The 26,264-nt window shown below is 56.2% G+C and carries 12 protein-coding genes; 7 read left to right on the top strand and 5 right to left on the bottom strand.

Features of this window, described 5'->3' with window-relative positions:
* Positions 1-96 precede the first annotated feature (96 nt).
* Positions 97-1,449 (bottom strand): sigma-54-dependent transcriptional regulator, encoded by a 1,353-nt coding sequence (locus tag F5984_RS22105; protein WP_152126397.1) that lies wholly within the window; start codon positions 1,447-1,449, stop codon positions 97-99.
* 249 nt (positions 1,450-1,698) lie between these two features.
* Between F5984_RS22105 and F5984_RS22100 the strand changes: the two genes are divergently transcribed.
* Entirely contained in the window at positions 1,699-2,964 is a 1,266-nt protein-coding gene (locus F5984_RS22100; protein ID WP_152126396.1) for a hypothetical protein, read from the top strand.
* 347 nt (positions 2,965-3,311) lie between these two features.
* Here F5984_RS22100 and F5984_RS26620 read toward each other — a convergent pair whose 3' ends face one another.
* Complete coding sequence (locus F5984_RS26620; protein ID WP_185155613.1) at positions 3,312-3,515, bottom strand: hypothetical protein; 204 nt, start codon at positions 3,513-3,515, stop codon at positions 3,312-3,314.
* Positions 3,516-4,131: 616 nt separating this feature from the next.
* Here F5984_RS26620 and F5984_RS22095 point away from each other — a divergent pair.
* Complete coding sequence (locus F5984_RS22095) at positions 4,132-11,934, top strand: putative Ig domain-containing protein (RefSeq protein ID WP_185155612.1); 7,803 nt, start codon at positions 4,132-4,134, stop codon at positions 11,932-11,934.
* A 103-nt stretch (positions 11,935-12,037) separates the two neighbouring features.
* On the opposite strand, the gene F5984_RS22090 is transcribed toward F5984_RS22095, so the two are convergent.
* Positions 12,038-14,560, bottom strand: coding sequence for a hybrid sensor histidine kinase/response regulator (locus tag F5984_RS22090; protein WP_152126394.1), 2,523 nt, complete (start codon positions 14,558-14,560; stop codon positions 12,038-12,040).
* A gap of 566 nt (positions 14,561-15,126) precedes the next feature.
* Here F5984_RS22090 and F5984_RS22085 point away from each other — a divergent pair.
* The 3 genes from F5984_RS22085 to F5984_RS22075 all read left to right on the top strand — a co-directional run bounded on the left by F5984_RS22085 (position 15,127) and on the right by F5984_RS22075 (position 21,287).
* Entirely contained in the window at positions 15,127-19,098 is a 3,972-nt protein-coding gene (locus tag F5984_RS22085; protein WP_152126393.1) for a hybrid sensor histidine kinase/response regulator, read from the top strand.
* 93 nt (positions 19,099-19,191) lie between these two features.
* A complete protein-coding gene (locus F5984_RS22080; RefSeq protein WP_152126392.1) occupies positions 19,192-20,049 on the top strand; it encodes a chromate resistance protein ChrB domain-containing protein in 858 nt (285 codons plus the stop codon).
* 89 nt (positions 20,050-20,138) lie between these two features.
* The gene (locus F5984_RS22075; protein WP_152126391.1) at positions 20,139-21,287 is read left to right on the top strand and encodes a chromate transporter; all 1,149 of its coding nucleotides are present in this window, start codon (positions 20,139-20,141) and stop codon (positions 21,285-21,287) included.
* Positions 21,288-21,379: 92 nt separating this feature from the next.
* Here the strand turns inward: F5984_RS22075 and F5984_RS22070 are convergent, their stop codons facing one another.
* Positions 21,380-22,228, bottom strand: coding sequence for a hypothetical protein (locus F5984_RS22070; RefSeq protein WP_152126390.1), 849 nt, complete (start codon positions 22,226-22,228; stop codon positions 21,380-21,382).
* A gap of 206 nt (positions 22,229-22,434) precedes the next feature.
* Between F5984_RS22070 and F5984_RS22065 the strand changes: the two genes are divergently transcribed.
* Together F5984_RS22065 and F5984_RS22060 are read left to right on the top strand one after the other, a co-directional pair.
* Entirely contained in the window at positions 22,435-23,478 is a 1,044-nt protein-coding gene (locus F5984_RS22065; protein ID WP_152126389.1) for an NAD(P)-dependent alcohol dehydrogenase, read from the top strand.
* A 129-nt stretch (positions 23,479-23,607) separates the two neighbouring features.
* Positions 23,608-25,065, top strand: coding sequence for a PQQ-dependent sugar dehydrogenase (locus F5984_RS22060; RefSeq protein ID WP_246169265.1), 1,458 nt, complete (start codon positions 23,608-23,610; stop codon positions 25,063-25,065).
* Positions 25,066-25,083: 18 nt separating this feature from the next.
* On the opposite strand, the gene F5984_RS22055 is transcribed toward F5984_RS22060, so the two are convergent.
* Positions 25,084-25,980, bottom strand: coding sequence for a helix-turn-helix domain-containing protein (locus tag F5984_RS22055; protein ID WP_152126388.1), 897 nt, complete (start codon positions 25,978-25,980; stop codon positions 25,084-25,086).
* Positions 25,981-26,264: the final 284 nt, after the last annotated feature.

Genomic DNA, 26,264 nt, shown 5'->3' with positions numbered 1-26,264 from the left:
GTCTTCACTGCCAGAAGACGGACTATTTGCCGGTTATTTGTTTCATTTTGAAAACGTATTTTTTCAAAATGAAAAAATGGTTCAGCCGGGCCGCCCTTACTCAATACCGTACTCGTCGATTTTACGGTACAGCGTCGTCAGACCGATACCCAGCAAACGGGCGGCCTCTGGTTTCTGGCCCGCAGTTTGCCGCAGCACCCGCCGGATATGATTTTTCTCTACGGTGGAGAGTCGAAGCGCTGTCTCATCTGAACCGAGCGCGCCCACAGCGGTTTCAAACGGCAGTAAATCGGGAGTCAGTACAACGGAACCATCGGGTTGGGGCTCGGACAGGATCACGGCCCGTTCGATGACATTTTTCAGTTCGCGGATGTTGCCTCGCCAGGTGTGGGTTTGCAGTTGTCGGCCAAAACCCGGGTCAATACGGAGATCGCGCCGACCCATTTTAGCGCCGATCTGCCGGGCAAACTGCTCCGCCAGCAGCACAACATCGTCGGGCCGTTCGCGGAGGGGAGGCAACGGAATGGTAAATACCGACAGGCGGTAGTACAAATCGAGCCGAAACGTGCCCGCTTCCGCTTCGGCCTGCAAACCCCGATTGGTGGCGGCAATCACCCGAACATTCGTTTTGGTCGGTTTGGTATCGCCTACGCGCAGATACTCGCGGGTTTCCAGTACGCGCAGGAGCTTCGTTTGTAAGTCAAGCGGCAACTCGCCAATCTCGTCCAGAAACAGGGTTCCTTTGTCGGCTTCAGCAAAAAGGCCTTTCTGATCACGCATGGCACCGGTAAACGCCCCCGCCCGGTGGCCAAATAACTCACTCTCCAGAATATCCTTGCCCAACGCTCCGCAATTGACAGCCACAAACGGCCCCGTGCTCCGGGCGCTGCCGTAGTGTATCGCCTGCGCAAACACCTCTTTACCAGTGCCGGTTTCACCTGTTAGCAGCACGGTGGCATCGGTGACAGCCACTTTACGGGCGAGGTCGACGGCCTGCCGGATGGCCGACGACTCACCGATGATCGTACCAAAACCGTGCGTACGGTTCATTCGCTGTTCGAGCGCCTGGATCCGAAATTGCAAGTTGGCCTTATCAACCGCCCGACTCAGCAGGGGTAAAATCCGGTCGTTATCGTCGCCCTTGGTGATGTAATCGAAGGCCCCATTTTTAATGGCCGTGACCCCATCGGCAATGGTACCGTAGGCGGTAAGCAGAATGATCTCGGTGGCTGGATACAACTCTTTCAGTTGCGCCGTCAGGTCAATGCCACTTTTGTCGGGCAGCTTTACATCACAAATTATCACCTGCACCGGCTCTCGTTCGAGGGCTTTCAGGCCGGTACGGGCATCGTCGGCTTCGAGCACAAGGTAACCTTCCAGTTGAAGCATCCGGGCCAGCAGCGTCCGCAGGCGGGGTTCGTCGTCGATGATAAGGATAGTAGCAGACAAAATAAACTCGTTTCGGAATACCGCTGGGAGCGGGTTGTTTTGCGGGGCAAGCTACTCAAAAAACAAACCGGGGCTCTACTATCTCTCCTCGGTTTGAGCCAATCCAACAACCCGGTTGGTGATCCTTCCCCCATTAAAACCCAAAGAGTTTGACCTGGGTCTACCCACACCCATACTTACCCACAAGAATGTTTTGATACCAAAAATGCGTATTATTGACTCACAGACAACCATTTGCCCCATCCAGCCATGTTGCGCATTCATCTTCTCCTGGCATTTGCCTTGTATTGTACATCGTCCGGGTTCGCACAGGGTTTCAAAATCCAGCTTACCAAAGCAACGCTCGCAGCCAAACAAGACCCGTTTGTGGTGTATCAGGTACAATTCAAGGTGATGAGTGGCACCGTGCAAAACCGGTCCGAATTTAGTCTTGTCCGCAACGGGGCCCTGAAAGGCTATGCGCAGCTCGAACTCGCCGAACCCCTATCGGCGGGGCAGGCGACCCGATACGATGAGGTCTTGTATGTGCTGGGGGATGGCGTATCGGCCGGGCAAACGCTCAGCTCGCATGATCTGGCCAACCCAACCGTGCCCGCTAACCGACCGTTTTCGTTTAAAACAACTACGGCTTTTCTGGGCGATGCGGCCAATGAATTTTTCACGACGATCAGCAACCTGAAGGGTGTACTCAAAATTGGCGACCTACTGGAATACCAGAACGTCAAGGGGCAGCGCGGCAAGGGCAGGATTAAGGAAATTACAGTTGCTCAGAAACTACACCCTGTGATGCTGATGGATGGACTACCGGCCAACACGCCGGTTAGCCTGGCCATTGTAGCCGACAACGCTATTGACTTTTCCGACGCAACCGTCACCTCAGCGGGTACATTGGGCGCTGCTCCGGCTACGGCCAATGCGGGCAGTACTCCAACGGCGACGGGCAAGACCAAAACCATCCCGGTCAATGCCGTTTTACAAAACGATGAGGTTACGATTACGGTGCATAACCTGATCAAGTTTAACCCCGACCCGGCCACGCGGGCATACGACATTATCAAGGTGGATTACACACTCGACTATTACGTGGTTGATGCGACGTTCGAAAACATTTCGTCGCACCCCATCGACGCGGGTGAATATCTATTACGGCTCAACTTCTTTTCGGCTGATGGCAAAAGTGCCGACGAGTTTCTGCGGGTTTTCAAAAAGCAAAACGGAACGGCCAACGACGCCCAAACCCAGGCCGACGCCTTTGACCAGCTCGGCCTCGGTGGCACAAGCAAAATCAGGGTCGCCCCGGTTTTGATGAAGTATCAGAGCATGATTCCCGACTACGAAAAGACCCACAAACCGACCGTTGATGCACTCAATGGCACACTCAAGCCCGGTCAGAAAGTCCGTAGCCTGGTAGCTACCATGATGGGCGTACCACCCACGTATCGAATTGAGGGAATCGGCACCTGGAAGGGTACGGTGTTGAGCAAAAAGAATCTCCTCTTCGCGCCAATCCGGTAACGTGTACACCCAATGGTTAGCGGATCATAGCCCTTCCATCGAGAGCAATTCCTTAGGCGGCCAGGATATGATCCTGGCCGCCTTTTTTATAGCACAAGGGCTTACTGGAGGCTATACAGGCTGTTTTTTACGAAAATGTAACGTGGGTGTTAATCAATGTAACGTGAGTGTTAGCGCACCGGAGGCTCAAGGTCGTACTTGCGGGCACAAACCAACCTACTCTAAACAGTTGTCAAATCCTTACAACGCCCTTCCCTCTAGCCAGCAGCCTTTTGAACGCCGTCTGCCTCTATGTCTAAACCCCATGTCCACAAACCTTTTTATTCAACACGTATGAAACCAAACCTTTACCTTCTGCTTTTTTTGCTGACAATAGGCTTGTCTCGCGAAGGCTTTGCTGTGGACAAAACCTGGCTCGGCACTACAAGCAACTGGGCCACAGCCAGCAACTGGAGTCCCTCTGGAGTTCCCACTTCAAGTGATGTTGTCATCATTAGTGTATCATCAAATAATCCGGTTATAAACAGCGGGACTACGGCAAATGCATTCATAATGTATGTAAACAATGGCACTACAGTAACCATTAATAGTGGGGGTACTCTACGTGCCATTGGAGAAGGTGGAGTTGCCGTCAGCTTATATGGTAACGCTCAGATAATTAATAACGGAACGTTCCGAATCGAAGGCAGCTCTCAGTCAGGGGCAGTATCGATGTTTGAAACCGCTTCATTTACAAACAACGGTGTCTTTTACAGCGACTCTCCAAGTGGCGGAAACATTGTATTTAGAGGAACCAACAGCGTTACAAACTCTGCAACCGGCAACATGACATTGCTTGGAAATACCATTGGAGTCCGTTATGCTGGTTCTGCAACCTTTAATAATCAGGGAACAATCACTGGCACTGTTGGACACCTATTGTGGGCGAACCCAGGCGAACTTGCCGGAACGGCATCTTTCACAAACAGTGGAGTAATATCGGTTGATGTAAGCAACGGTGTTTACATTGAAGCCAGCTTGAACGTTGTGAATCAGGCTTGTGGAAAAATTATTTTGAACACCGGAGATTGGGCACAATTGTCTGGCTCAACGACAAACTCGGGGCAAATCACAATTGCGGAACAACTACAACGCACGGGAGGGATATTTACTAATTCGAGTGGTGGCGTGTTGAATTACGGGTCGTTATCAGGCACCATAACGAATAATAATGGATCGGTAATCGTTAATGAGAACCCGACCAACAGCACCATTTTCACGTATCAGGGCACGTTTACAGGCACTGTCAACGGAATTTTCACCAATTCGGCGGCTACTACGTCGGCCGGTACGTTTACGGCACCCAATACATTTGTGCCGTCGGGGCTACCGTCGGGAGCACAAACGCTGTATGCCAAAATTACCCCATCGGGTGGCGCCTGTAGTTACGTAGTTCCATTCAGCTATACCTACAATCCCCCGCCGGTCATCACACAAGACCCGGTTAACCGGTTTATCTGTACCGGACTGGGTACAACGTTTACCATTGCCGCCACCAATGCAACCTCGTACCAATGGCAGGTAAACACAGGGTCAGGCTTTGTCAACGTGGCGAACAACTCCACATATTCAGGGGCAACCGGTACAACGCTCACCATCAGCAACGTAAGTGGACTAAACGGGTACCAGTACCGCTGTATAGCAAGCGGTCTTGGTGGCACAGATACGTCAAACTCCGCCACATTAACAGTAAATCCCTTACCGAACGCTAATATCTCACCATCGAGCACAGAGATCACTTGTACGGTACCTAACATCACCCTGACGGCTTCCGGCGGAAGCACCTACCGCTGGGATAACAACACGACCACGGCCACCCGTACGGTCAATGCGGCCGGTACCTACTCCGTCACCGTGACAAGTGCAGATGGTTGTACGGCCGTGGATTCGCAGGTGATTACCCAAAATACCACTCCCCCCTCGGCCAATATCTCGGCACCTGGTACCGAAATCACCTGTACGGTGCCAAGTATCATCTTAACGGCTTCCGGCGGAAGCACCTACCGCTGGGATAATAACACCACCGCAGCGACCCGTACGGTTAATGCCGCTGGCACTTACTCGGTAACGGTCACTAGTGCCAACGGTTGCACAGCCGTCGATTCGCAGGTGATTACTCAGAATAACACCGCCCCCTCAGCTAATATATCGGCACCCGCTACCGAAATTACCTGTACGGTGCCTAGCATCCTTCTAACCGCAACCGGCGGGGGCACTTATCGTTGGGATAATAACACGACCACCGCGACGCGCACAGTCAATACCGCTGGCACGTACTCCGTAACAGTAACATCAGCCAATGGATGTACGGCCGTCGATTCGCAGGTGATTACTCAGAATAATACCGCCCCCTCAGCTAACATCTCGGCTCCTACGACCGAAATTACCTGTACGGTGCCAAGTATCATCTTGACCGCAACCGGCGGGGGCACTTATCGTTGGGATAATAACACCACCGCGGCCACCCGTACGGTTAATGCCGCTGGCACTTACTCGGTAACGGTCACTAGTGCCAACGGTTGCACAGCCGTCGATTCGCAGGTGATTACTCAGAATAACACCGCCCCCTCAGCTAATATATCGGCACCCGCTACCGAAATTACCTGTACGGTGCCTAGCATCCTTCTAACCGCAACCGGCGGGGGCACTTATCGTTGGGATAATAACACGACCACCGCGACGCGCACAGTCAATACCGCTGGCACGTACTCCGTAACAGTAACATCAGCCAATGGATGTACGGCCGTCGATTCGCAGGTGATTACTCAGAATAATACCGCCCCCTCAGCTAACATCTCGGCTCCTACGACCGAAATTACCTGTACGGTGCCAAGTATCATCTTGACCGCAACCGGCGGGGGCACTTATCGTTGGGATAATAACACCACCGCGGCCACCCGTACGGTTAATGCCGCTGGCACTTACTCGGTCACCGTGACAGCAGCCAACGGCTGTACGGCCGTGGATTCGCAGGTCATTACTCAGAATAACACCGCCCCCTCGAGCAACATTCTCGCACCCGCCAGTACAACCCTGACCTGTACGACCACATCGCTGGCCCTGACCGCAACCGGTGGAGGCACCTACCGCTGGGATAATAACACCACCGCGGCAAACCGTACAGTGAATGCCGCTGGCACATACTCCGTAACAGTAACAGCGGCCAACGGCTGTACGGCCACCGCCACCACCAGCGTGTTCAGCAATACCGGGGTCGTTACCGTTACCATACCGACCACCACCACCGGCATCGTTAATGCACCCTTTTCCGTCACATTTACCGCTACCGGGGGGCAGGGAGGCTATAGCTTCAGTCTCGAAAATGGCACCCTACCCACTGGCCTCAATGTAGCCGGGACCGGAATACTGGCGGGCACACCCACCCAGACGGGTTCATTTACCTTCACCGTGCGCGCTCAGGATGCCAACGGGTGTATAGGCGTCAGCGCCGTCTATACCCTGGTTCTAAGCACCACCGCCACGGTCTCAACAGCGGCTCCCGCTAACATCTCCGGCATTTCGGCCACGCTCGGGGGCACCGTTTCTGCCGACGGAGGGGCTACCGTCACTGAATTTGGGATAGTGTATCTGGCTGGGGTAGGCACCCCAACCACCAGCAACACCAAAGTGATGATGGGGGCCGGCATGGGGCCGTATAGTCAGCTGGTAACCGGACTCAGCCCCGCCACCACCTACAGCCTACGCGCTTACGCCATCAACCCGGCGGGCACCAGCTACGGCAACCTCCAAACCTTCACCACCTCATCGGCCCCTCTGGCCCCCGTCGTGCTCACACCCGCCAATGGTAGCGTAATTGGCCAGAACCGGCCTACCTACTCCGGTACGGCCGCCCCGGGCGATGTTGTCACCATCAAAGTCAATAGCATTAGCCAGGGCCAAACAACCACCGATGCAAGCGGCAACTGGTCGTTTACATCTTCTTCACCCCTACCCGACGGGCCTCATTCCGTAAACGCCAGCGTATTTCGCGATGGCGTACTGAGTGCCAATAGCAACACCAACTCGTTTACCGTCGACACCACCCCGCCACCCGCTCCGGTCGTGACCACTCCCGCCAACGGCGCTTTGCTGAGCAACAACTCGCCCACCTACACCGGCACAGCCGAGCCTGCGAGCACCCTGACGGTGATCGTGGATGGATCAACCGTGGGCACCGCCACCGCCGATGCGAGCGGCAACTGGAGCTTCGCCCAAAGCACCCCGCTCGCCCAGGGATCTCACACCCTTCGGGCCCGCGCGACGGATGGGGCGGGGAACACCAGTGTGGACAGCAACACCAACACGTTTACCGTCGACACCAGTGCGCCCACGGTGACCATTACCAGTTCGGCGACGGACCCCACCCCCACCAGCCCCATTCCCCTCACCTTCACCTTCTCGGAGTCGGTCACCGGGTTTGTGGTGGAGGACATCACGGTGGGCAACGGGAGTCTGAGCGGGTTTGCCGGCTCGGGGAGCACGTACACGGCCAACTTCACGCCCGCAACCCCTGGGTTAGTGTCCGTGAGTGTGGCTGCCGGGGTCGCTCAGGATGCGGCAAGCAACCTCAACGGGGCATCCAACCGGTTCACCCTCACGTATGCGCCACTACCCACTATTGCCGGGTTGAGTGCTTCCCCAACGGCGGTTTGTACGGGTAACCCGGTAACGTTTACCGCCACGATTGGCAACGTAACGGGCAGTTACGCCTACACCCTCACCAACGGCAGCAGCACGGGCACGGGCACCTCGTCGAACCTGTCGTTCAGCCAGGTATGGCAGACCGCAGGCTCGGGTGTACAAACCTTTACCTTGACGGTAGCGGGCAATGGCCGCAGTGTGGCTACCACCACGGTCACGGTGAATGCCTTGCCGGTGGCCACCCTGAGCAGCAGTGGCACGCTGACCTGCGCCCAGACCTCGGTTGTACTGACGGCCACGGGGGGCAGCAGCTATGCCTTCAGCGGGCCGGGTGTGAGCCAGTCGGGCAGCGGGAACACGGCCCCGGTTTCATTGCCGGGCACCTACACCGTAGTGGTCACGAATGCGGCTGGGTGTACGGCCACGGCGACGACCACGGTCGAAAGTGCGACGAGCAGCGTAAACGCGTCGCTTGTGGCCTCGGGGACGCTTACCTGTGCCAATCCGACGGTGACGCTGACGGCCTCACCCGCTGGGGCCAGTTACGCCTTCTGGGGACCGGGCCTGAGCCAGTCAGGACCGGGTAACACGGCTACGGTTTCAACGGCCGGGACGTACTCGGTCACCGTTACCGCGGCTGGAGGCTGTTCAGCGGTTGCCACCGTAACCGTGCAGGGCAACACGACACCGCCCACGGCGAGCATCGCCCCCACCTCAGCCACGCTTACCTGCACCAACCCCACTGCGACACTCACCGCAAGCGGTGGAGGGAGCTACCGCTGGGAAGATGGCAGCACGAATGCCCTCCGAAGTGTTAGCACGGCCGGTACGTATTCGGTGACGGTTACGGCTGCCAACGGCTGCACGGCCACCGCGTCGGTGACGATTTCCGAAGACAAAACGCTGCCTGCTGTTTCGCTGGCCGCGTCGGGGACAGTGACCTGTGCCAACCCCACCGTCACGCTCACCGCGTCACCAGCGGGGCAGGGCACCTACCGCTTCACCGGGCCGGGTCTCAACCAGTCGGGTGTTGCCAACACGGCCACCGTCTCGGCCGGAGGGGTCTACATGGTCACCGTCACGGCCGCTAACGGCTGTACGGCTTCGGCCACCACCACCGTGGAGAGCGCCACCAATGCGGTAAACGCGTCGCTCGTCGCATCGGGCACGCTTACCTGTGCTAACCCGACGGTCACCCTGACGGCTTCACCTGCCGGGGCCAGTTACGCCTTCTCAGGGCCGGGCCTGAGCCAGTCAGGAGCTACCAACACGGCCACGGTTTCAACGGCCGGGACGTACTCGGTCACTGTTACCGCAGCTGGAGGTTGTTCAGCAATCGCCACCGTAACCGTGCAGGGGAACACCACTCCGCCCACGGCGAGCATCGCCCCCACCTCAGCCACGCTTACCTGCACCAACCCCACTGCGACACTCACCGCAAGCGGTGGAGGGAGCTACCGCTGGGAAGATGGCAGCACGAATGCCCTCCGAAGTGTTAGCACGGCCGGTACGTATTCGGTGACGGTTACGGCTGCCAACGGCTGCACGGCCACCGCGTCGGTGACGATTTCCGAAGACAAAACGCTGCCTGCTGTTTCGCTGGCCGCGTCGGGGACAGTGACCTGTGCCAACCCCACCGTCACGCTCACCGCGTCACCAGCGGGGCAGGGCACCTACCGCTTCACCGGGCCGGGCCTCAACCAGTCGGGTGCCGCCAACACGGCCACCGTCGCGGCCGGAGGAGTCTACATGGTGACCGTCACGGCCGCTAACGGCTGTACGGCTTCGGCCACCACCACCGTGGAGAGCGCCACCAATGCGGTGAATGCGTCGCTCGTCGCATCGGGCACGCTTACCTGTGCTAACCCAACCGTGACGCTGACAGCCTCACCCGCCGGGGCCAGTTACGCCTTCTCAGGGCCGGGCCTGAGCCAGTCAGGAGCTACCAACACCGCCACGGTTTCAACGGCCGGGACGTACTCGGTAGTCGTAACTGCGGCTGGAGGTTGTTCAGCAATCGCCACGGTGACCGTGCAGGCTAGTCAGGAGCTGCCCACCGTGAGCATCAGCGCCAACCCTGGCTCGGCTATCACCCAGGGACAAACCGTTACCCTCACCGCCAGCGGGGCAACCGCCTACCGCTGGAGTACCGGGGCGACCACCCCTGCCATCAACCCGCCCACCTCCGCTACCGGATCAACGGTCTACTCCGTCACCGGAACGGGACCCAACGGCTGTTCGGCCACCGCTCAGATCACCCTTGTCGTCTCGGCCAGTGTGACTCCGCCACCTGTGAGTGTGTGTGGTTCACAACCCGGCACCCTGGGTGGCCCCCTGACTCTGCTCGAACCGATTTACAACTGTGCCACCGGGCAGATTCAGTTCCGCACCAGTGGCGGCAATGGTTCGCCCATCACCTACGCAGCTATCGGCATCACTGGGCCCACCACCTCCTGCTCGGCTACGGTCGATGCGCAGGTAGCTGTGGATATCCGGGATGGCAAACCGAACGTGGAACCCTTCACCTTGTTTGCGACTCAGGGCAACATCACCGTCAGCTTCCGCTGGGATGCACTGGCCTTCTGTGCCGGTACGCCCCCACCTGCTAACACACCGCCTACAGTGGCCAATGCTGTGGGGCCACAATCGGCGACAGTCGGTGTGGGCTACAGCCTCAATGTGGGTAGTGTGTTTACCGATGCCCAAACCCCCGCTAGTCTGATTCTGTCGGCCTCGGGTTTACCCGCTGGGCTGGCATTGAATGGTGTCACTATTTCGGGTACGCCCTCCACTTCAGGCGTGAGCACGGTGATGTTAACGGCTACCGATGGGGGCGGGCTGAGTGCCAGCACGAGCTTCGTCATCACCGTAAGCGGGGCCAGCGGCACGGTTGTTCCACCCGCCAATACGGCACCCACGTTGGCCAATGGCGTAGGGCCACAATCAGCGACGGTCGGCGTAGGCTACAGCCTCAATGTGGGTAGTGTCTTCACCGATGCCGAAACACCGGGTAGCGTAGTACTTTCAGCCTCGGGCCTGCCCACCGGGCTGAGCCTGAGTGGGAGCACCATCACGGGTACGCCGTCCGCTTCGGGCGTAAGCACGGTGACCTTGACGGCCACCGATCCAGGTGGACTGAGCAACAGCACGAGCTTCGTGTTGACGGTGAGTGGAGCAGGCGGTACCACCCCACCGGTAGGCGGGCCTCTGGCCGCTACCGTGGTGAGCTACAACTGCCAGACCGGGGCCATCACCTTTGGCTTCACCGGCGGCAACGGTTCACCCGTAGAGTACCTGGCCATCGGGATCACCGGCTGGACGACTAACCCCAATCAAGTGATTGAGGCCGGTCTGCGGGCCGACCCTAAACCCGTCACCGTGCAGATTCGCCAGAACGGCGTGCCCGGCGGGTCGTTTGTGTTCGACTTTGGTAGTTTCTGCTCGGGTAACCCCCAGCCGCCCACCAATACGGCGCCCACAGTGGTCAATGGCGTAGGCCCACAATCAGCGACGGTCGGCGTGGGCTACAGCCTCAATGTAGGTAGTGTGTTCACCGATGCCCAGACACCGGGTAGCATCGTACTTTCAGCCTCGGGTTTACCCGCCGGGCTGAGCCTGAGTGGCAGCACCATCACGGGCACGCCCTCCGCTTCGGGCGTGAGCACGGTGACGCTGACGGCCACCGATCCGGGGGGTCTGAGCAACAGCACGAGCTTTGTCATCACCGTGAGTGGGGCAGGCGGCACCACTCCACCCGTAGGCGGGCCTCTGGCCGCTACGGTCGTGAGCTACAACTGCCAGACTGGGGCCATCACCTTTGGCTTTACGGGGGGCAATGGGGCCGCAGTGGAGTACTTTGCGATCGGGATAACGGGGTGGACAACGAACGTCAACGGGGTGATTGAGGCCGGTCTGCGGGCGGACCCCAAGCCGGTGACGATTCGGGTGCGGCAGAACGGCGCGGAGGGCACTCCGTTTGTGTTCGACTTCGGCCAATTCTGTAGCCGACCCGCGCGGGTGGCTAAGATGAGCGAAACACCACTTACTCTGACCGTATTAGGCAACCCAACAAGCCTCGACGTTGTCGATGTGGTAATTGAGGGAGCCCAGGGGCAACCGCTCTCCATTCAGGTAGTGAACAACTCGGGGCACCTGCTTCATGGGGAAACGCACGCGGTAGCGCCTGTGAGTCTGCGTCAGCAGCTACCGCTGCGGGTTGGGCCGGGCGTGTACCTGATTCGCGTGAGCACCCCAACAGGAACCGTAACGCAAAAAGTCGTGCGGTACTAATTCGATTGGGCTATCCATTTCAGACGAAACGCCCAGCGCATGCGCTGGGCGTTTCGTCTATTTATACGGACTTTTCATTACCGGAACGTATCCCCCTACCCCATCACTGAGTGTCCCGGCTAGCGGATAATGACGCCAGTAACTGTCCCAATTGAGCCATATCGACCGGTTTCACCAGATGATCGTCGAACCCGGCTTCACGGCTGCGCTGACGGTCTTCGGCCTGCCCGTAGCCTGTCAGTGCAACCAGGGTCAACTCGGGGCCAATGGGCAGTTGCCGAATCAAACGGCAGGTTTCGTAACCATCCAGATCCGGCATTCCAATATCAAGCAAAACAAGCTGAGGACGAAGAGTTTGCAGGGCTTCGACCGCTTCGATGCCGCTGTACCGGGTGTAAACTTCGTTTTTAAGGATTTTCAACAGCATGGAAAGGGTATCGGCCGCATCGCGATTATCATCGACGACTAATATTTGGCGGCCCGCCCCTTCGGGTAAACTCAATTCATGGAACGGATTCATGTTTTTTAGGGAAGCATGGTGTAGTGGCAGGCTGATAATAAACTCACTCCCCTGACCCAGTCCCTGACTATGCGCTTCAACGCGACCACCGTGGAGTTCAACAAGTTTCTTCACCAGGGTCAGGCCCAACCCGAGCCCACCCTGCGACCGGGCTAAGGATGTATCGACCTGCACAAACAAGTCGAAAATAGCCGTAAGGTGCTCAGGGGCCAGGCCAATCCCGTTATCAGCCACCCGAAGCTGAGCCTCGTGACCGTTTTGCGTGAGTGTGAGCCAAACCTGCCCACCCTCGGGCGTGTACCGGGCACCGTTGGTCAACAGGTTAACAACGATCTGCGTGAGCCGGGTTGCATCGCCATTTACATACAGAGACGAGGGCGGCAGGGTTGCCCGGAGCAGCCGTCGGCCACTGTCGTAGAGAGGCCGCGTGGCGTCTACTGCCTGCCCCACCAGGGTAGTCAAGTCAACGAGCTGATGACGAAGCTCAATCTTACCCTGACTAATGCGGCTTAGATCCAGCAAATCGTCAATTAACCGAGTCAGATGGCTTACCTGTCGGCTCATCATGGCTATCCCGGAACGCAGCGTTTCGTGGTCACCCTCCGTCATAGAAAGCACCAGCAACATATTGCGGATAGGAGCGAGTGGGTTACGTAATTCATGGGCGAGCATAGCCAGAAACTCATCTTTCCGTTCGTCGTTTTCGCGCAGGGTCTGCTCCATACGCTGCCGGTCGGTAAGGTCGCGGGCAATCTTCACGTACCCGACCAGCTGCCCATCGGCGTCAAACAGGGGGGAGAGCACCCCCGACACATACAAACGCGACCCATCGCGCCGGATGTGGTAGCGCTCATCGGCCGCCCGACCCTGTTGGCGGGCTGTGGTCATCTCGGCCTCGGGCACCCCGTCGGCCCGGTCTTCGGGCGTAAACGTAATAGCCCCCGATTGACCAAGGGCTTCCTCGGCCGTGTACTGAAACATATGCCAGGCCCCCAAATTCCAGCCAGTAATGAGGTTGTGGGTATCCGTGGTGATAATGGCATGATCGGCAATGCTTTCGAGCACAATCCGTAATCGTTCCTCCCCGGCCCGGAGGGCTTCCTGAGCGTGTTTCCGATCGGTAATGTCAAACATCACCCCACTCATTCGGGTCGCTTGCCCGTTTTCTTCTGCCGTTACGCGCCCGTAGCCGCTCATCCAGCGGACAGCCCCGTCGTCAGTGCGCAAGGCACGAAACTCGGCATCGTAGACACTTTTTTCCCGGATAGCCACCTCTAACTGGTTCCGAATCAGGTCAGTATCGTGCGGATGAATATGCCCGAAAAACACCTTGGGCAAAATGGGTTGGCTATGGGGTGTCAGGCCGAAAAGTACAAAATGCTGCTCGTTCCAGTACACCTCATCCGTGAGCAGGTTCCACTCCCAGGTGCCCATATTGGCCGCTTCTACCGCAATCCGGGTGCGGTCTTTCTGCCGACGAAGGGCTCGCTCAACCCGGGCACGACCAACCTGTGATCTGTGAAGAAGGGCCATAGCAACGGGTGCCTGGCTGATGAGCTCTTCGAACTGACGGCTGCGGGCCTCCAGCACCCGACCGGTAGGCACAGACCGGGTAGCCTCATGCCCAACCGCCAGCACACCGGCCACCCGCCCCGTTTCATCGGGCACGGCGCAATAATTGAAGGCCCAGTACATGTTCTGAGGCTGACCGTTTCGCGTTACCGGAATAGTCTCGTTTTCAGAGCAGGTACCCTCGCCCGTGTTGCGAACCTGATCGATGAGTGGCTTAATAGTGGGCCATTTATCGCTCCAGCAGTGCATTGCCTGCTGACCCAGCACCCCCGGATGCAAGCCGGAGTCGGCCAGCACCTGCCGAAACGCATCGTTGTAAAATTGCACCAGGTCATCGCCCCACCACAACAGCATCGGCAACTTGCAGGAGAAGAGGGTACCCAGCATGGTTCGCAAGGGTTGCGGCCAGGCGGATGGCGGCCCCACCGACGTGTCGGACCAGGGAAAGGCGCGCATCAACGCGCCCATCTCGCCCCCGCCCTCCAGAAATGGATACAGGGTATGTACTGAGTTGGTGCCCATAGGTGTGTTCATTAATCAGAAAGAAAGGGCGGTGAGCGTCCGGCGTTGCTGCTAACGCAGGCATCCGGGCACGAGTCGGTGAGATACCGATCGGCACGGGTGGCTGAGCCGTTAGCTAGTCCTGTGGTTTAGCAGATTGGCCTGTAGGGGGCCGGGAGATCACTGGATCCACTGTCGTCTGAAACAGTTGATGAAAAGGAACTTCGAGGAATGAACACAGGCCGGTCCATACGGATTCGGCCAGAAAAATGTCCCTACTGGGCAACCAGACGAAATCAAATTTAACCTAATATGTCAAATAGTCTTCTACTTCGATGTATAAACCGATTTAAAGGTTAATAGAAAGCTCCGGCAGCGGGGCAGAACCGGGGCCGTTGCCGGAGCTCCTCCGGCTTGCGTATGCCCTAACGGCTTAGCTCTGGGCGGGGGTACCGCCTACTCGCAGCTGGTTAGGTGCGGTAGATAAGAAAATAGACAAATCACTTACTTACCCGTGCGGGCATGCCATCTTTCGGACTATTTTATGCTGCAAACCCGTCTTTTAGTACTGCCGTACTAACCTACCCAACCTCCTGGTCATGCCCTCTACCTCAACTCCTTACCCCTCCCTCTCGGTCGACGAGTGTCAACTCGTAATGAGCTCTTTAGCCAACGCCGTTTGGGAAGCCGATTCAGCCGGAAAGGTACGTACCGACGCACCCAGTTGGCGTGCCTACACGGGGCAATCGGTGGCAAACTGGCTTCGCGATGGCTGGCTCGGTACGGTGCACCCCAACGACCGCCCTGTGGTTGAAGGGGATTGGAAGCAGGCAATCAGGAAAGGCACGCCCCTGAGTATGCAAGTTCGGGTAACGGGTAGAGATGGCGACTGGCATTGGATTCATCTGCACGCAACCCCCGTTGCAGATGCGGCAGGGGTTATCCAAAAATGGCTGGGATTAGCCATTGACATAAGCGAAACGAAGAAAAGCGAAAAAGCCTCTGATCGGCAACGGCTTCGGCTCGAAGGGAAACTTACCCAACAAACGGCCGAGGTTGAGGCCGGGCAGCGCCTACTGAACGCAACGCTGGATAGTTCGCTCGATATGATTCAGGTTTTTGAGGCCGTTCGGAACGAGCAGGGAGTAATCGTTGATTTTATCTGGGTGTTGCTCAACCATGCTGCAGAGACTTTCTACGGGCCGGTCATCGGGAAAAGGTTACTGGAAGAAAATCCCGGCGTGGTGAAAGAGGGCATATTTGAGACCTTCTGCCGGGTAGTCCAAACCGGTGAACCCGACCAGTCGGAACGGCATTACACCCACGAACAGTTTAACGGCTGGTTTTTGCAATCCACCGTAAAACTGAACGACGGTGTCGCCACCACAACCGCCAATATTACCGACCCAAAAGAAGCCGAAGAGCAACTCCGACGCAACGAGATGTTTTTACAATCGGTGATTGACAGCTCGCTCGATATTATTCAGGTTTTCAACGCGGTTACCAACGAGCAGGGCACAATCACTGATTTTGTCTGGGTCATGAACAACAGCAAAGCTCAGGTTCAAAACGGCGATGTACTGGGTAAAAGTCTGCTGACAGTAAATCCCGGCGTACGGGAGTCGGGCATTTTTGACCGGATGGTAGAGGTGGTGCAAACCGGCCACCCGTTTGAACAGGAACTGCACTACACCCACGAACAGTTTGACGGCTGGTTTTATCAGGCGTTGGTGAAAACCGACGGGGGTGTGGCTATGACCACCCGCGACATAACCCGGACCAAGCTGGCCGAGCAGGCTGTTTTCAAAAGCCGTGAGTTACTCCATGCCACCATCAACAGCTCCCTCGACCGGATTCATGTGCTCGAAGCGATTCGGGATGAGAAAAAAGAGATTATTGATTTTCGCTGGATTCTGATGAACGAAACCGCGCGTCAGAAATACGGTGACTATGAAGGTAAGCGGCTCCGGGAAACGCATCCGGGGGTGGTTCCGTCCGGTATTTTCAGCCTATTCTGCGACGTTGTTGAATCAGGGCAACCGCAAACGTACGAAATGTACTACGATCACGAAGGCGTAGATGCCTGGCTGCATCAGCGGGTGGTAAAGCTCGGCGACGGTATTGCCAACGCCACCACCGACATTACCGAACGTAAACGGGCTGAAGCTGAAATTCACCGGCTGAACCACGAAATAGCGCAGCGGGCGTCGGACCGCTACTATTCTATTTTCAATTCAATCAGTGAAGGCTTCTGCATTATCGAGCTTTTGTATAACACAGAGGGTTCAGCCATTGATTATCAATTTATTGAGGTGAACCCGGTTTTTGAGAAGCAAACCGGCCTGCGGGAGGTTGTGGGTAAACGTGGCGGCCAACTCACTCCCGGTCTTGAACACTATTGGGTAGCGTATTACGACCGCGTGGCCCAGACCGGCGAACCCGCTGATGTCGAAGATTACCATGCTGCTACCAACCGCTGGTACGTAGCCAATGCGTCGCGCGTGGGCGGGGCGGGGAGTCGGCAGGTGGCCATTGTGTTTCGAGACATAACCGAACTCAAACGGCGTGAGCAGGCGCAGGCCTATTTGCTGGCCTTGAACGACACCTTCCGGTCGGTTGCCGATCCGATGGCCATTGAGCAAACGGTGACCGAAGTAGCTATGGCCCATTTCGGGGCCGATCGGTGCTATTATGCCTCCATCGAGGGTGCCTATGCCACTATCCAGTGCGATGCGTCCTCGGCCGACCTACCCTCGGTAGCGGGCACCTATCCGCTCGAGCAATTCGCCATTTTCAAAAAAGTGGTGGATAATGGGGGACCTATTGTGGTAGAAGATACCGCCAAGACCGATGTATTGGACGACCCCCTGCTCGACATCTGCCGACAGTTGCAGGTAGTCTCGTTTATCAACATCCCCGTAATCAAACAAAATCGGGCTGTTGGCATCTTCTCGCTTGTACAATCAACACCCCGGAAATGGACCGAAGCCGAGGTTGAACTGGTCATTGAAACGGCCGAGCGTACCTGGTTGGGTGTCGAACGCGCCAAAGCTCAACGCGAACTGGTCCGCAGTGAGGCTCAGTTGCAAGCCATTTTTGAACGGGCGCAGGTGGGTATGTCCGAAATCGATGCGTCGGGGCGCTTCACCCGCGTCAACAGTAACTTGTGTCAGTTATTGGGGCATAGCCGCGAGGAATTACTAGCCCTGACCGTAGCCGACGTAACGTATCCCGACGACGTGGCCGCCAGTCGAAAGGCACTACACCATCTGATTCGGACCGGCGAGGCTGTTACACTCGATAAACGGTACGTTCGCTCCGACGGGCAGCAGGTATGGGCCAACAGTTCTGTTTCCAGACTCCCCTCTGCCCAGGGCAGCCCACCGACGTTTCTGGCCATAACGGTTGATCTGACCCAGCGCCGACTGGCTCAGGAGGCCCTCCGCAAAGCCGACGCCCGCAAAGACGAGTTTCTGGCCATGCTCGCCCACGAACTGCGTAACCCGATGGCCACCATTCGAAACGGGTTGCAGATTCAGGACCTGACTACGAAACCGGGCGAAATAGCGCACGAAACCGTGGCGATGATGAACCGCCAAACCGACCATCTGGTGCGTATGGTCGATGATCTGCTCGATGTGAGCCGTATCAGCCAGGGAAAAATTGAACTCAAAACCGAACGGGTCGATCTGGTCAAACTGGTGCAGGAAGCCGCCAAAAGTATGGAGCCGCAGTTTCGGGAAGGGGGCAAATCGCTGACGATATCCGTGCCCGCTACGCCAATCGAGTTGGAGGGCGACGCTACCCGGCTGAATCAGGTAATTACCAACCTGCTCACCAACGGCCTTCGGTACACCGGCCCAAAGGGTATCGTCTCTGTTACGGTTTCGCAACAGAAGCAGCCCACTGGGCCACCAGAAGCAGTCATTCAGGTAGCCGATAATGGCATTGGGCTGGCGGCCGAGCAACTGTCGGCGGTATTTGAGTTGTTTGTTCAGGTCGATCACTCACTCGACCGCTCGCATGGTGGGCTTGGGCTGGGACTTACGCTCGTGAGGCAGTTAGTCCAACAACACGGCGGCCGGGTAGAGGCCCAAAGCGCCGGGCTCGGGCAGGGCAGTACGTTTTCTGTCTACCTGCCTACCTTACCCGCCCAACCAAGTGCCCCACCTCTACCCACCCAAACCGCACCCGAACCCGTGGTCAATCGTCGGATTTTGGTAGTCGACGACAATACCGATTCGGCGTTTACACTGGGTTTGCTGCTCAAGCTGAAAGGCTACGAAACCCATACGCGCAACAGTGGGCGAGAGGGCATCGAAGCCGCCGAGCAACTCAAACCGGCGGTGATTCTGCTGGATATTGGTATGCCCGGCCTCGACGGCTTCGAAACCTGTCAGCTTATCCGTCAACAACCCTGGGGGCACAACATCGTCATTATTGCCCTGACCGGCTACGGGCAACCCGAAGACATTCAGCGAACGCAACACGCAGGCTTCAATGCGCACCTGGTCAAACCCGTGAGCCTGGCCCATATCACCGGCCTGCTGCGTCAGTGGGTGAGCGTCTGACAAGTTTGTTCCGTAAGGGTATCAACGGCTCGACCGGCCACTGTGGTTGCTTTTTCGTAATCGATACCGTTTCTTTCGTCAAAGCACCCAACTATGCACTGGATTACCCGTGAACGACCCAAAATTGACCGGCTGGCCTGCCCCTGGCTTATTGTGCGGTTCATTGATCCATCGGCAGTGATTCATTTTGTACCTGAAGGCGAGGTCATTACACAGGCCAAAGCCCTCGGAGCTATACCGTTCGATGTGCCGGGCGTAGAATACAGCCATTACGAAGACCGCTGCACCTTTGATTATTTTCTGCACAAACACGCCCTTACTGACCCCGCCCTGCACCGGATGGCCCCAATTATACGCGGAGCCGATACCGACGACCACAGCCTAACCACACAGTCGGCGGGTTTGTGGGCCATTTCGGCGGGGCTGGCCCACAACCTTACCGACGATCAGGCCCTAATGGCACAGGGTCTGGTGTTGTACGATGCCCTCTTCAGCTGGGCCAAACATCTCCAATCGGTACGGCACACCCGAAGCCCCACCGAACAACTGTTGTTGGCCGTACTGCACAATTACCTTGGAGCGAAAGGGCGGCAAAAAGTACCAGCCTGGGTTGGGGAGCTGAAAGAAGCCATTCAGGATCAGATTGATACCAATTTGTCGCTCAGCCTGAGTACCCTGGCCGAAAGCCTCGACATTAACCCAGCGTACGTATCGCGCACGTTCGCCCGCTACTTCGACGACCTGTCGTTTGGCGAGTACATTCGGAAGTTGCGTCTCGACAAAGCCCTCCACTTACTCGATACTACCTCGTACACCCTCACTGAAATTGCTTACCTAACCGGCTTCTCCGATCAGAGCCATTTTACCCGGATTTTTAAAAAACAGATGGGACAAAACCCTTCCGAATACCGAAAACAAAGCCGAAAAAGTAAAACAGGTACAAAAGGTTAAATCTGTTCTATTTTGGCTCCTGCGGCCACCTGTATTCTTGCATCGATTGAGGTGGCCGGGCGGGTGTACCGGGCCCTCTTTCGACCGTTATGACTACAAAAGCGCCTTATTCTCTTACTGATCTGGTTCGTTATTTTCTGCGTCTGGGCACGCTTGGCTTTGGTGGCCCACCGGCGCTGGTCAGCGCTATGCACCGGGACCTAGTCGCCGAGCGAGGCTGGATTGCTGAAATGGACTACCGCGAAGGGTTGGCCCTGGCTCAGCTGGCTCCTGGTCCGCTGGCAGCCCAACTAGCTATCTACCTTGGTTACGTACATTACGGTGTGTGGGGCGCTACCCTCACCGGGGTTGCCTTTGTAATCCCCTCCTTCATTATGGTGCTGGCCTTGGGCGTGGCTTACGTACAGTTTGAGGGGCTCCCCCCCATGCAGGCCCTTTTTTACGGGATCGGGGCCGCCGTAACCGGGATTATTGCCGTTGGCACCTACCGACTTACCCGCAAAACTGTCCGGGCCGACGACCCACTCGGCTGGCTTCTACTGGGCATTTCGGCCGGGGCCACTATTCTGACCGAAACCGAGCTGCTTTGGCTGGTTCTTTTGTCGGGCGGTGTTTACTGGCTGTTCAACCGTCGGCCCGGCCTTATCCGGTTCAATACCGGCAACAGTGTGGCCCTTGTGCTGGCGCAGGCGCTCACCCTACCCACCGATTCTATTCTGTGGAAACTAGCCCTATTTTTCACCAAAGCGGGCGTTTTTGTGTTTGGAAGTGGGCTGGCCATTGTGCCTTTTCTGTACGGTGGGGTAGTAAAGGAATACGGCTGGTTGACGGAGCAGCAATTCCTCGATGCCGTAGCAGTAGCCATGATAACGCCCGGTCCGGTGGTGATAACGGTAGCGTTTATCGGATTTCTGGTCGCGGGGTTTCCGGGTGCTGGGGTGTCGGCGCTGGCTACATTTTTACCCTGTTATCTGTTCACCATTCTACCCGCTCCCTACTTTCGGCGATGGGGCAAACATTCCGGTGTAAAAGCCTTTGTCGATGGCATCACGATAGCAGCCGTCGGGGCCATTGCGGGTGCGGTGGTCGTACTGGCGCGTCGGCAACTGACCGACTTACCAGCTACAGCAATGGCCCTCATAAGTATTGGCTTACTGTACCGGTTTCCCAAGCTACCCGAATTGGTACTTATTGGCGGAGCGGCTTTGGCCGGTCTCCTGATACGGTATTTTTTCTGAGAAGACCAGTCTTTTAGCCTCTTGCTTGACAGACGGGGTATGTTCATCAAGGAGAAGCCGGGGCTGGCAAAACCAGCCCCGGCTTCTCCTTGTTACCGGCGCGCGTAGGGCGTTTTTCTCCGGTTCAAGGTGTAGCTAAAATCTTCATTCCCAACGAGCGGCAACCCATCGACACCCGCAAAGAACAGGATGTTGTCATCGCCCTTGAGCAACCGGAGGGGCTGGGCCCATTGATCGAAGCTGAGCAGATAGACTATGCGGCCATCTGGTTCGGTACTGATTTGCCACGTACCTCTTGCCATGTTCTCTTTTAGGTAGCCGTTTCCGGCCATCTGAAAGTACGTGGGTTTACCCGTTAGCGAATCGCTGTGAAGCTGAAAGTACCATTTTATTTTGATGCAGGCGTCGCTTTTGGTAATGCCAATCAGTCCGGGTATTTGATTGCACGGGGTTCGGCCTTCAAACACAAGGGGGCTCGAGGCATTGGTTGGCCTGGCCCGAACATGCACCTCGTTTGTTGAAACCGGGCTGGCGTTGTTCAGGGCGTAACTGTATCCCCCGTTTCCGATCAGCATGCCGTTGTTGCTATCCAGCAAATGCAGGACATTGGCATTCAACTCCGAAATGGCAAGCTGCTTGGTATTGTGCGTCAGTTGATACCCGGTTTCGGACCGGGTAAGTTTACCGTCAAACGCGACACGTTGCTCATTAGAAAATCCATTCGTGCTCGGCTTCGACAGGCCGTACTGACACTGAAGGGTAAATTTTTCAGGATTCAATTCGAGCTTCCACCGGATAAAATCAATGGAATCGGTGGCCGAAATCTGGAGAAATTCGCGCACTGTAGCGTGGGCAGGTGTACTACCTACATACGTTTGCGCAGTTGCGCTGCCCCAAACGCCAATCAGCATGGAGCACAGCAGGTAAAGGTGGGGTTTCATCCGTTTCAGGGGTTTAGAACTGTGTACGCATAACCATTTACTAAACATAGAGTTGATAAAACAGGCGAGCGTTGCACGGCCCCGTTTATTTGGGGCCAGTAAGAGTAGCTTGCCTATGCCGTCGACATTTGAATTTTAATAGCTCTGTCGATTACGGGCTCTCAAAACATCACCAGCAATTTAATCTATTTAACCCTCTACAGTTTATGGTTGCAGCGAAAGGTTATGCCGCGCAAAACAAAGATACAGACCTAGCCCCCTGGAGTTTTGAACGCCGGGAGGTAGGTCCACACGATGTGCAGTTTGATATCATGTTCTGTGGCGTTTGCCACTCCGACCTGCATCAGATTCGCGACGAATGGGGCGGCAGTATTTTCCCGATGGTTCCCGGCCACGAGATTGTGGGGCGGGTTGTGGCCGTGGGCAGCGCCGTAACAAAGTTTAAGGTGGGCGATCTGGCCGGAACCGGCTGTATGGTGGACTCGTGCCGCACCTGCGAATCGTGCCAGCATGGACTGGAACAGTACTGCTACAACGGCAACAGCCAAACGTACAACGGCCGGGAGCAGGACAGGAAAACCCCAACCTACGGGGGCTATTCGAACACCATTGTGGTGAACGAAGACTTTGTGTTGCGCATCCCCGAAAACCTGGATCTGGCGGCCGTGGCTCCGCTGCTTTGCGCGGGTATCACTACGTACTCGCCCCTGCGCCACTGGAAACTTAAACCGGGGCAGAAATTGGCCGTACTCGGTCTGGGTGGTCTGGGCCACATGGGCGTTAAATTTGGCGTGGCCATGGGGGCCGAGGTGACCGTGCTCAGTACGTCGCCCGCCAAAGAAGCCGACGCCCGGCGGCTGGGCGCACACAACTTTGTGGTTACGAGCGACAGGGAGCAGTTTAAGAAAGTCAGAGGTTCGTTCGATTTTATTCTGGACACGGTGTCGGCCGAGCACGACTACCAACCGTACCTCTCCCTGCTGAAAGTCGACGGGGTACATATCTGCGTGGGTGCGCCCCCAACGGCTTCGGCCATTAAAGCGTTTAGCCTGATTATGGGTCGTAAAAGTATTGCTGGGTCGGGTATTGGTGGCATTGCCGAAACCCAGGAAATGCTGGACTTCTGCGCCGAGAAAGGCATTGTGTCGGACATTGAGTTGATTAACATCAAAGACATCAATCAGGCTTACGACCGTATGTTGAAAGGCGATGTGCGTTACCGGTTTGTTATTGACATGGCTACGCTCTAGCGGGTACGATCTGTAATTACCCGGCCCTGATGAGGGTCGGGCTTTTTTATGCGCTTCCCCCAGCCGGTTATACTATTCACCCAAACGGCTTTACATTGTAGAAAGTAGCCTCGGCTGCCAATAAATCAGATGAGAAACCGGATACCATTTACAGCGCAGATACACGAGTTTTTGACCCGATTTTGGGGATGTACACGACTAAGCCTGCTGGCTGCCTGTCTGATAACGTCAGTCCCTTCGGTGGCACAAAACGCGCAGATCATCTACAAAAACCATTGTGCTGGCTGCCACGGGGCTCAAATGCAGGGTAGCGCCGGTCCTGCCCTGAAAAAAAAAGAATGGAAACACGGGGGCGACCGGGCTTCCATTTTGAAAACCATTCGGCAGGGTGTACCCACCACCGAGATGATGAAGTTTGAAGGCATTCTGTCGGCCAGGGAAATAGAAGCCGTTACGGATTTTATCGTCAACGCCCAAACCGCCCCCCAACTGCTCAAAAAAGACGAGCTGCCCCTGAGCGTACAGACCAAGCACTACAAACTAAAGATTGAAAAACTCGTAACCGAGGGCCTGAACAGTCCCTGGGGTCTGGAGTTTATCGACGGCAACCGCGCCCTGATTACCGGAAAGAACGGGGATCTGTATACGCTCGAAAATGGTAAGCTGGACGCGCAGAAAATTACGGGATTACCCAAGGTTTACGGTACGGATTTGGTTGGCGGGATGATGGATTTAGCCCTCGACCCGAATTACAAAACGAATGGCTGGATTTACCTTGGGTTCAGTCACAATCCCCAAAACAGCCCGGACAAAAAGACGCCCGGCATGACCAAAATTGTGCGGGGCAAACTCCGCGATCACCAATGGGTAGACGAACAAACCTTGTTTCAGGTGCCCGACTCGCTGCTTGTGACGGGCGGTACGCGCTGGGGGTGCCGGTTTCTGTTCGATAAGCAAGGCTACCTCTATTTCACTATTGGCGATATGAACCGGGCGAACGATTCACAGATTCTGACCCGGCCCTCGGGTAAGGTATACCGGATCAACCCCGACGGCTCTATCCCGAAAGACAACCCGCTTTATGGCCAGCCAAACGTGTTGCAGGCCATTTACAGCTGGGGCAACCGCAACGTACAGGGGCTGGCGCAGCACCCTGTTACTGGAACTATTTACGCCACCGAACACGGGCCGCAGGGGGGCGACGAACTCAACATCCTGAAAAAAGGAGCGAACTACGGCTGGCCGGTAATCACCTACGGCATCGACTACAACGGCAGCATTGTCTCCACCGAAACCCAACGGGCGGGCATGGAGCAGCCCCTCACCTACTGGACGCCCTCTATTGCCGTAAGTGCCATTGAATTTGTAAAGGGTGGGCAGTTTCCGCGCTGGCAGAACAACCTGCTCGTGACCGCGCTCAAGTTTGAAGAAATCCGGCGGCTGGTCGTAGACGGCGACAAGGTACGCGAACAGGAAGTGCTGCTAAAAGGCTACGGCCGGGTACGCGACCTAAAAATCGGCCCCGACGGTGCCCTGTATGTACTCACCAACGCCCCGGATGGAGTGTTAAGGATCACTAATGAGTGAGTGGGCGGCTTCACCATTTCACTCTTTTACTTTTAGGCCCCGGTATTCATTCGGGCTTACGCCTACCTTCTGCTTGAAGAAGCGGGTGAAGTGCTGCGGGTATTTGAAACCCAGTTCGTAGGAGACTTCACTGACGGATTTGGTGGTATCGAAAATGCGCTCTTTGGCCAGATCGAGCAGTTGTAGCTGAATGTATTCGAGCGCGGTTTTACCGGTTTCTTTCTTGATCAAATCACCGAAATAATTGGCCGACAAATTCAACTCGCCCGCAAAGTGAGCCACGCCCGGAATACCATTCGTTTGTAGCATTTCACTGCGCAAGTACCCGTTTAGCTTCTGGTCAAACTGCTCCAGAATACCCTGATTTACATGCTCACGCGTGATAAACTGCCGCTCATAAAAACGAGAGCAGTAGTTCAGGAGTAACTCCAAATTAGCGACAATCAGCTTTTTGCTGTGCCGGTCGATATTCTGCGTAATCTCCGTAGCAATGTTCCCGAAGCAATTATCGACAATCCCCCGCTCCGAATCAGACAGGTGCAGGGCCTCGTTGGACTGGTAGCTAAAAAACGAGTATTCGTGAATCTGCTTGCCCAGACTCGTCCCCTTAATCAGGTCGGGGTGGAAAATAAGTGCCTTGCCGTAAGGCTGATGGATCTCGCCCTCGGGTTCGTTGATAACAACCTGGTTCGGCGCAAAAAATAACACCGTTCCTTCTGAATAATCGTAATACCGATTCCCGTAGCGCAAATCACCACAGTTCGTTTCCTTGATAACAATGGCATAAAAATCAAGCCGGAATCTGGTGCGTGCCAGCGGAGCCCCCTTGTTTAAATCGACGAAATTGATGAGCGGATGGGGCGTCTTGTTGTTGAACCTCTCGCTGTATTTCCGGATGGTATCGTAAATAATCATGGTAACAGTTCGGCATGGGCCACCCCCTGCCATCCGATTTTTGGTCAAATCTACACATCTCCAATATAGGCAACCCGGTGATCGGTAAAACTGGTATGTAAAACCGTAAAATAGATACAGGCGGGCGCATATGCGAGGTCTACCTTTGCACCCAATCTACTAACTTGTTCTATAACAGTCTTTTAATGTTGCGTTTCTTTACACTCGTACTCGTTACTATTCTTGGATTCATGCCGGGCCTCAGCGCCGGCCAATCGTCTGCCGACAGCACAAAATCCATTTCA

The organism is Rudanella paleaurantiibacter, assembly GCF_009184635.1.
Classification (GTDB): Bacteria; Bacteroidota; Bacteroidia; order Cytophagales; family Spirosomataceae; genus Rudanella; species Rudanella paleaurantiibacter.
The sequence above is the reverse complement of the archived record's forward strand: the minus strand, read 5'-3'. Positions and strand labels throughout refer to the sequence as shown.

What these genes read in the sequence shown, in the direction of transcription:
- F5984_RS22100 (WP_152126396.1), top strand. Translation starts at nt 1,699, where the DNA reads ATGTTGCGCATTCATCTTCTCCTGGCATTTGCCTTGTATTGTACATCG.
- F5984_RS26620 (WP_185155613.1), bottom strand. Translation starts at nt 3,515, where the DNA reads ATGAATGCATTTGCCGTAGTCCCGCTGTTTATAACCGGATTATTTGAT.
- F5984_RS22090 (WP_152126394.1), bottom strand. Translation starts at nt 14,560, where the DNA reads ATGAACACACCTATGGGCACCAACTCAGTACATACCCTGTATCCATTT.
- F5984_RS22085 (WP_152126393.1), top strand. Translation starts at nt 15,127, where the DNA reads ATGCCCTCTACCTCAACTCCTTACCCCTCCCTCTCGGTCGACGAGTGT.
- F5984_RS22080 (WP_152126392.1), top strand. Translation starts at nt 19,192, where the DNA reads ATGCACTGGATTACCCGTGAACGACCCAAAATTGACCGGCTGGCCTGC.
- F5984_RS22075 (WP_152126391.1), top strand. Translation starts at nt 20,139, where the DNA reads ATGACTACAAAAGCGCCTTATTCTCTTACTGATCTGGTTCGTTATTTT.
- F5984_RS22070 (WP_152126390.1), bottom strand. Translation starts at nt 22,228, where the DNA reads ATGAAACCCCACCTTTACCTGCTGTGCTCCATGCTGATTGGCGTTTGG.
- F5984_RS22065 (WP_152126389.1), top strand. Translation starts at nt 22,435, where the DNA reads ATGGTTGCAGCGAAAGGTTATGCCGCGCAAAACAAAGATACAGACCTA.
- F5984_RS22060 (WP_246169265.1), top strand. Translation starts at nt 23,608, where the DNA reads ATGAGAAACCGGATACCATTTACAGCGCAGATACACGAGTTTTTGACC.
- F5984_RS22055 (WP_152126388.1), bottom strand. Translation starts at nt 25,980, where the DNA reads ATGATTATTTACGATACCATCCGGAAATACAGCGAGAGGTTCAACAAC.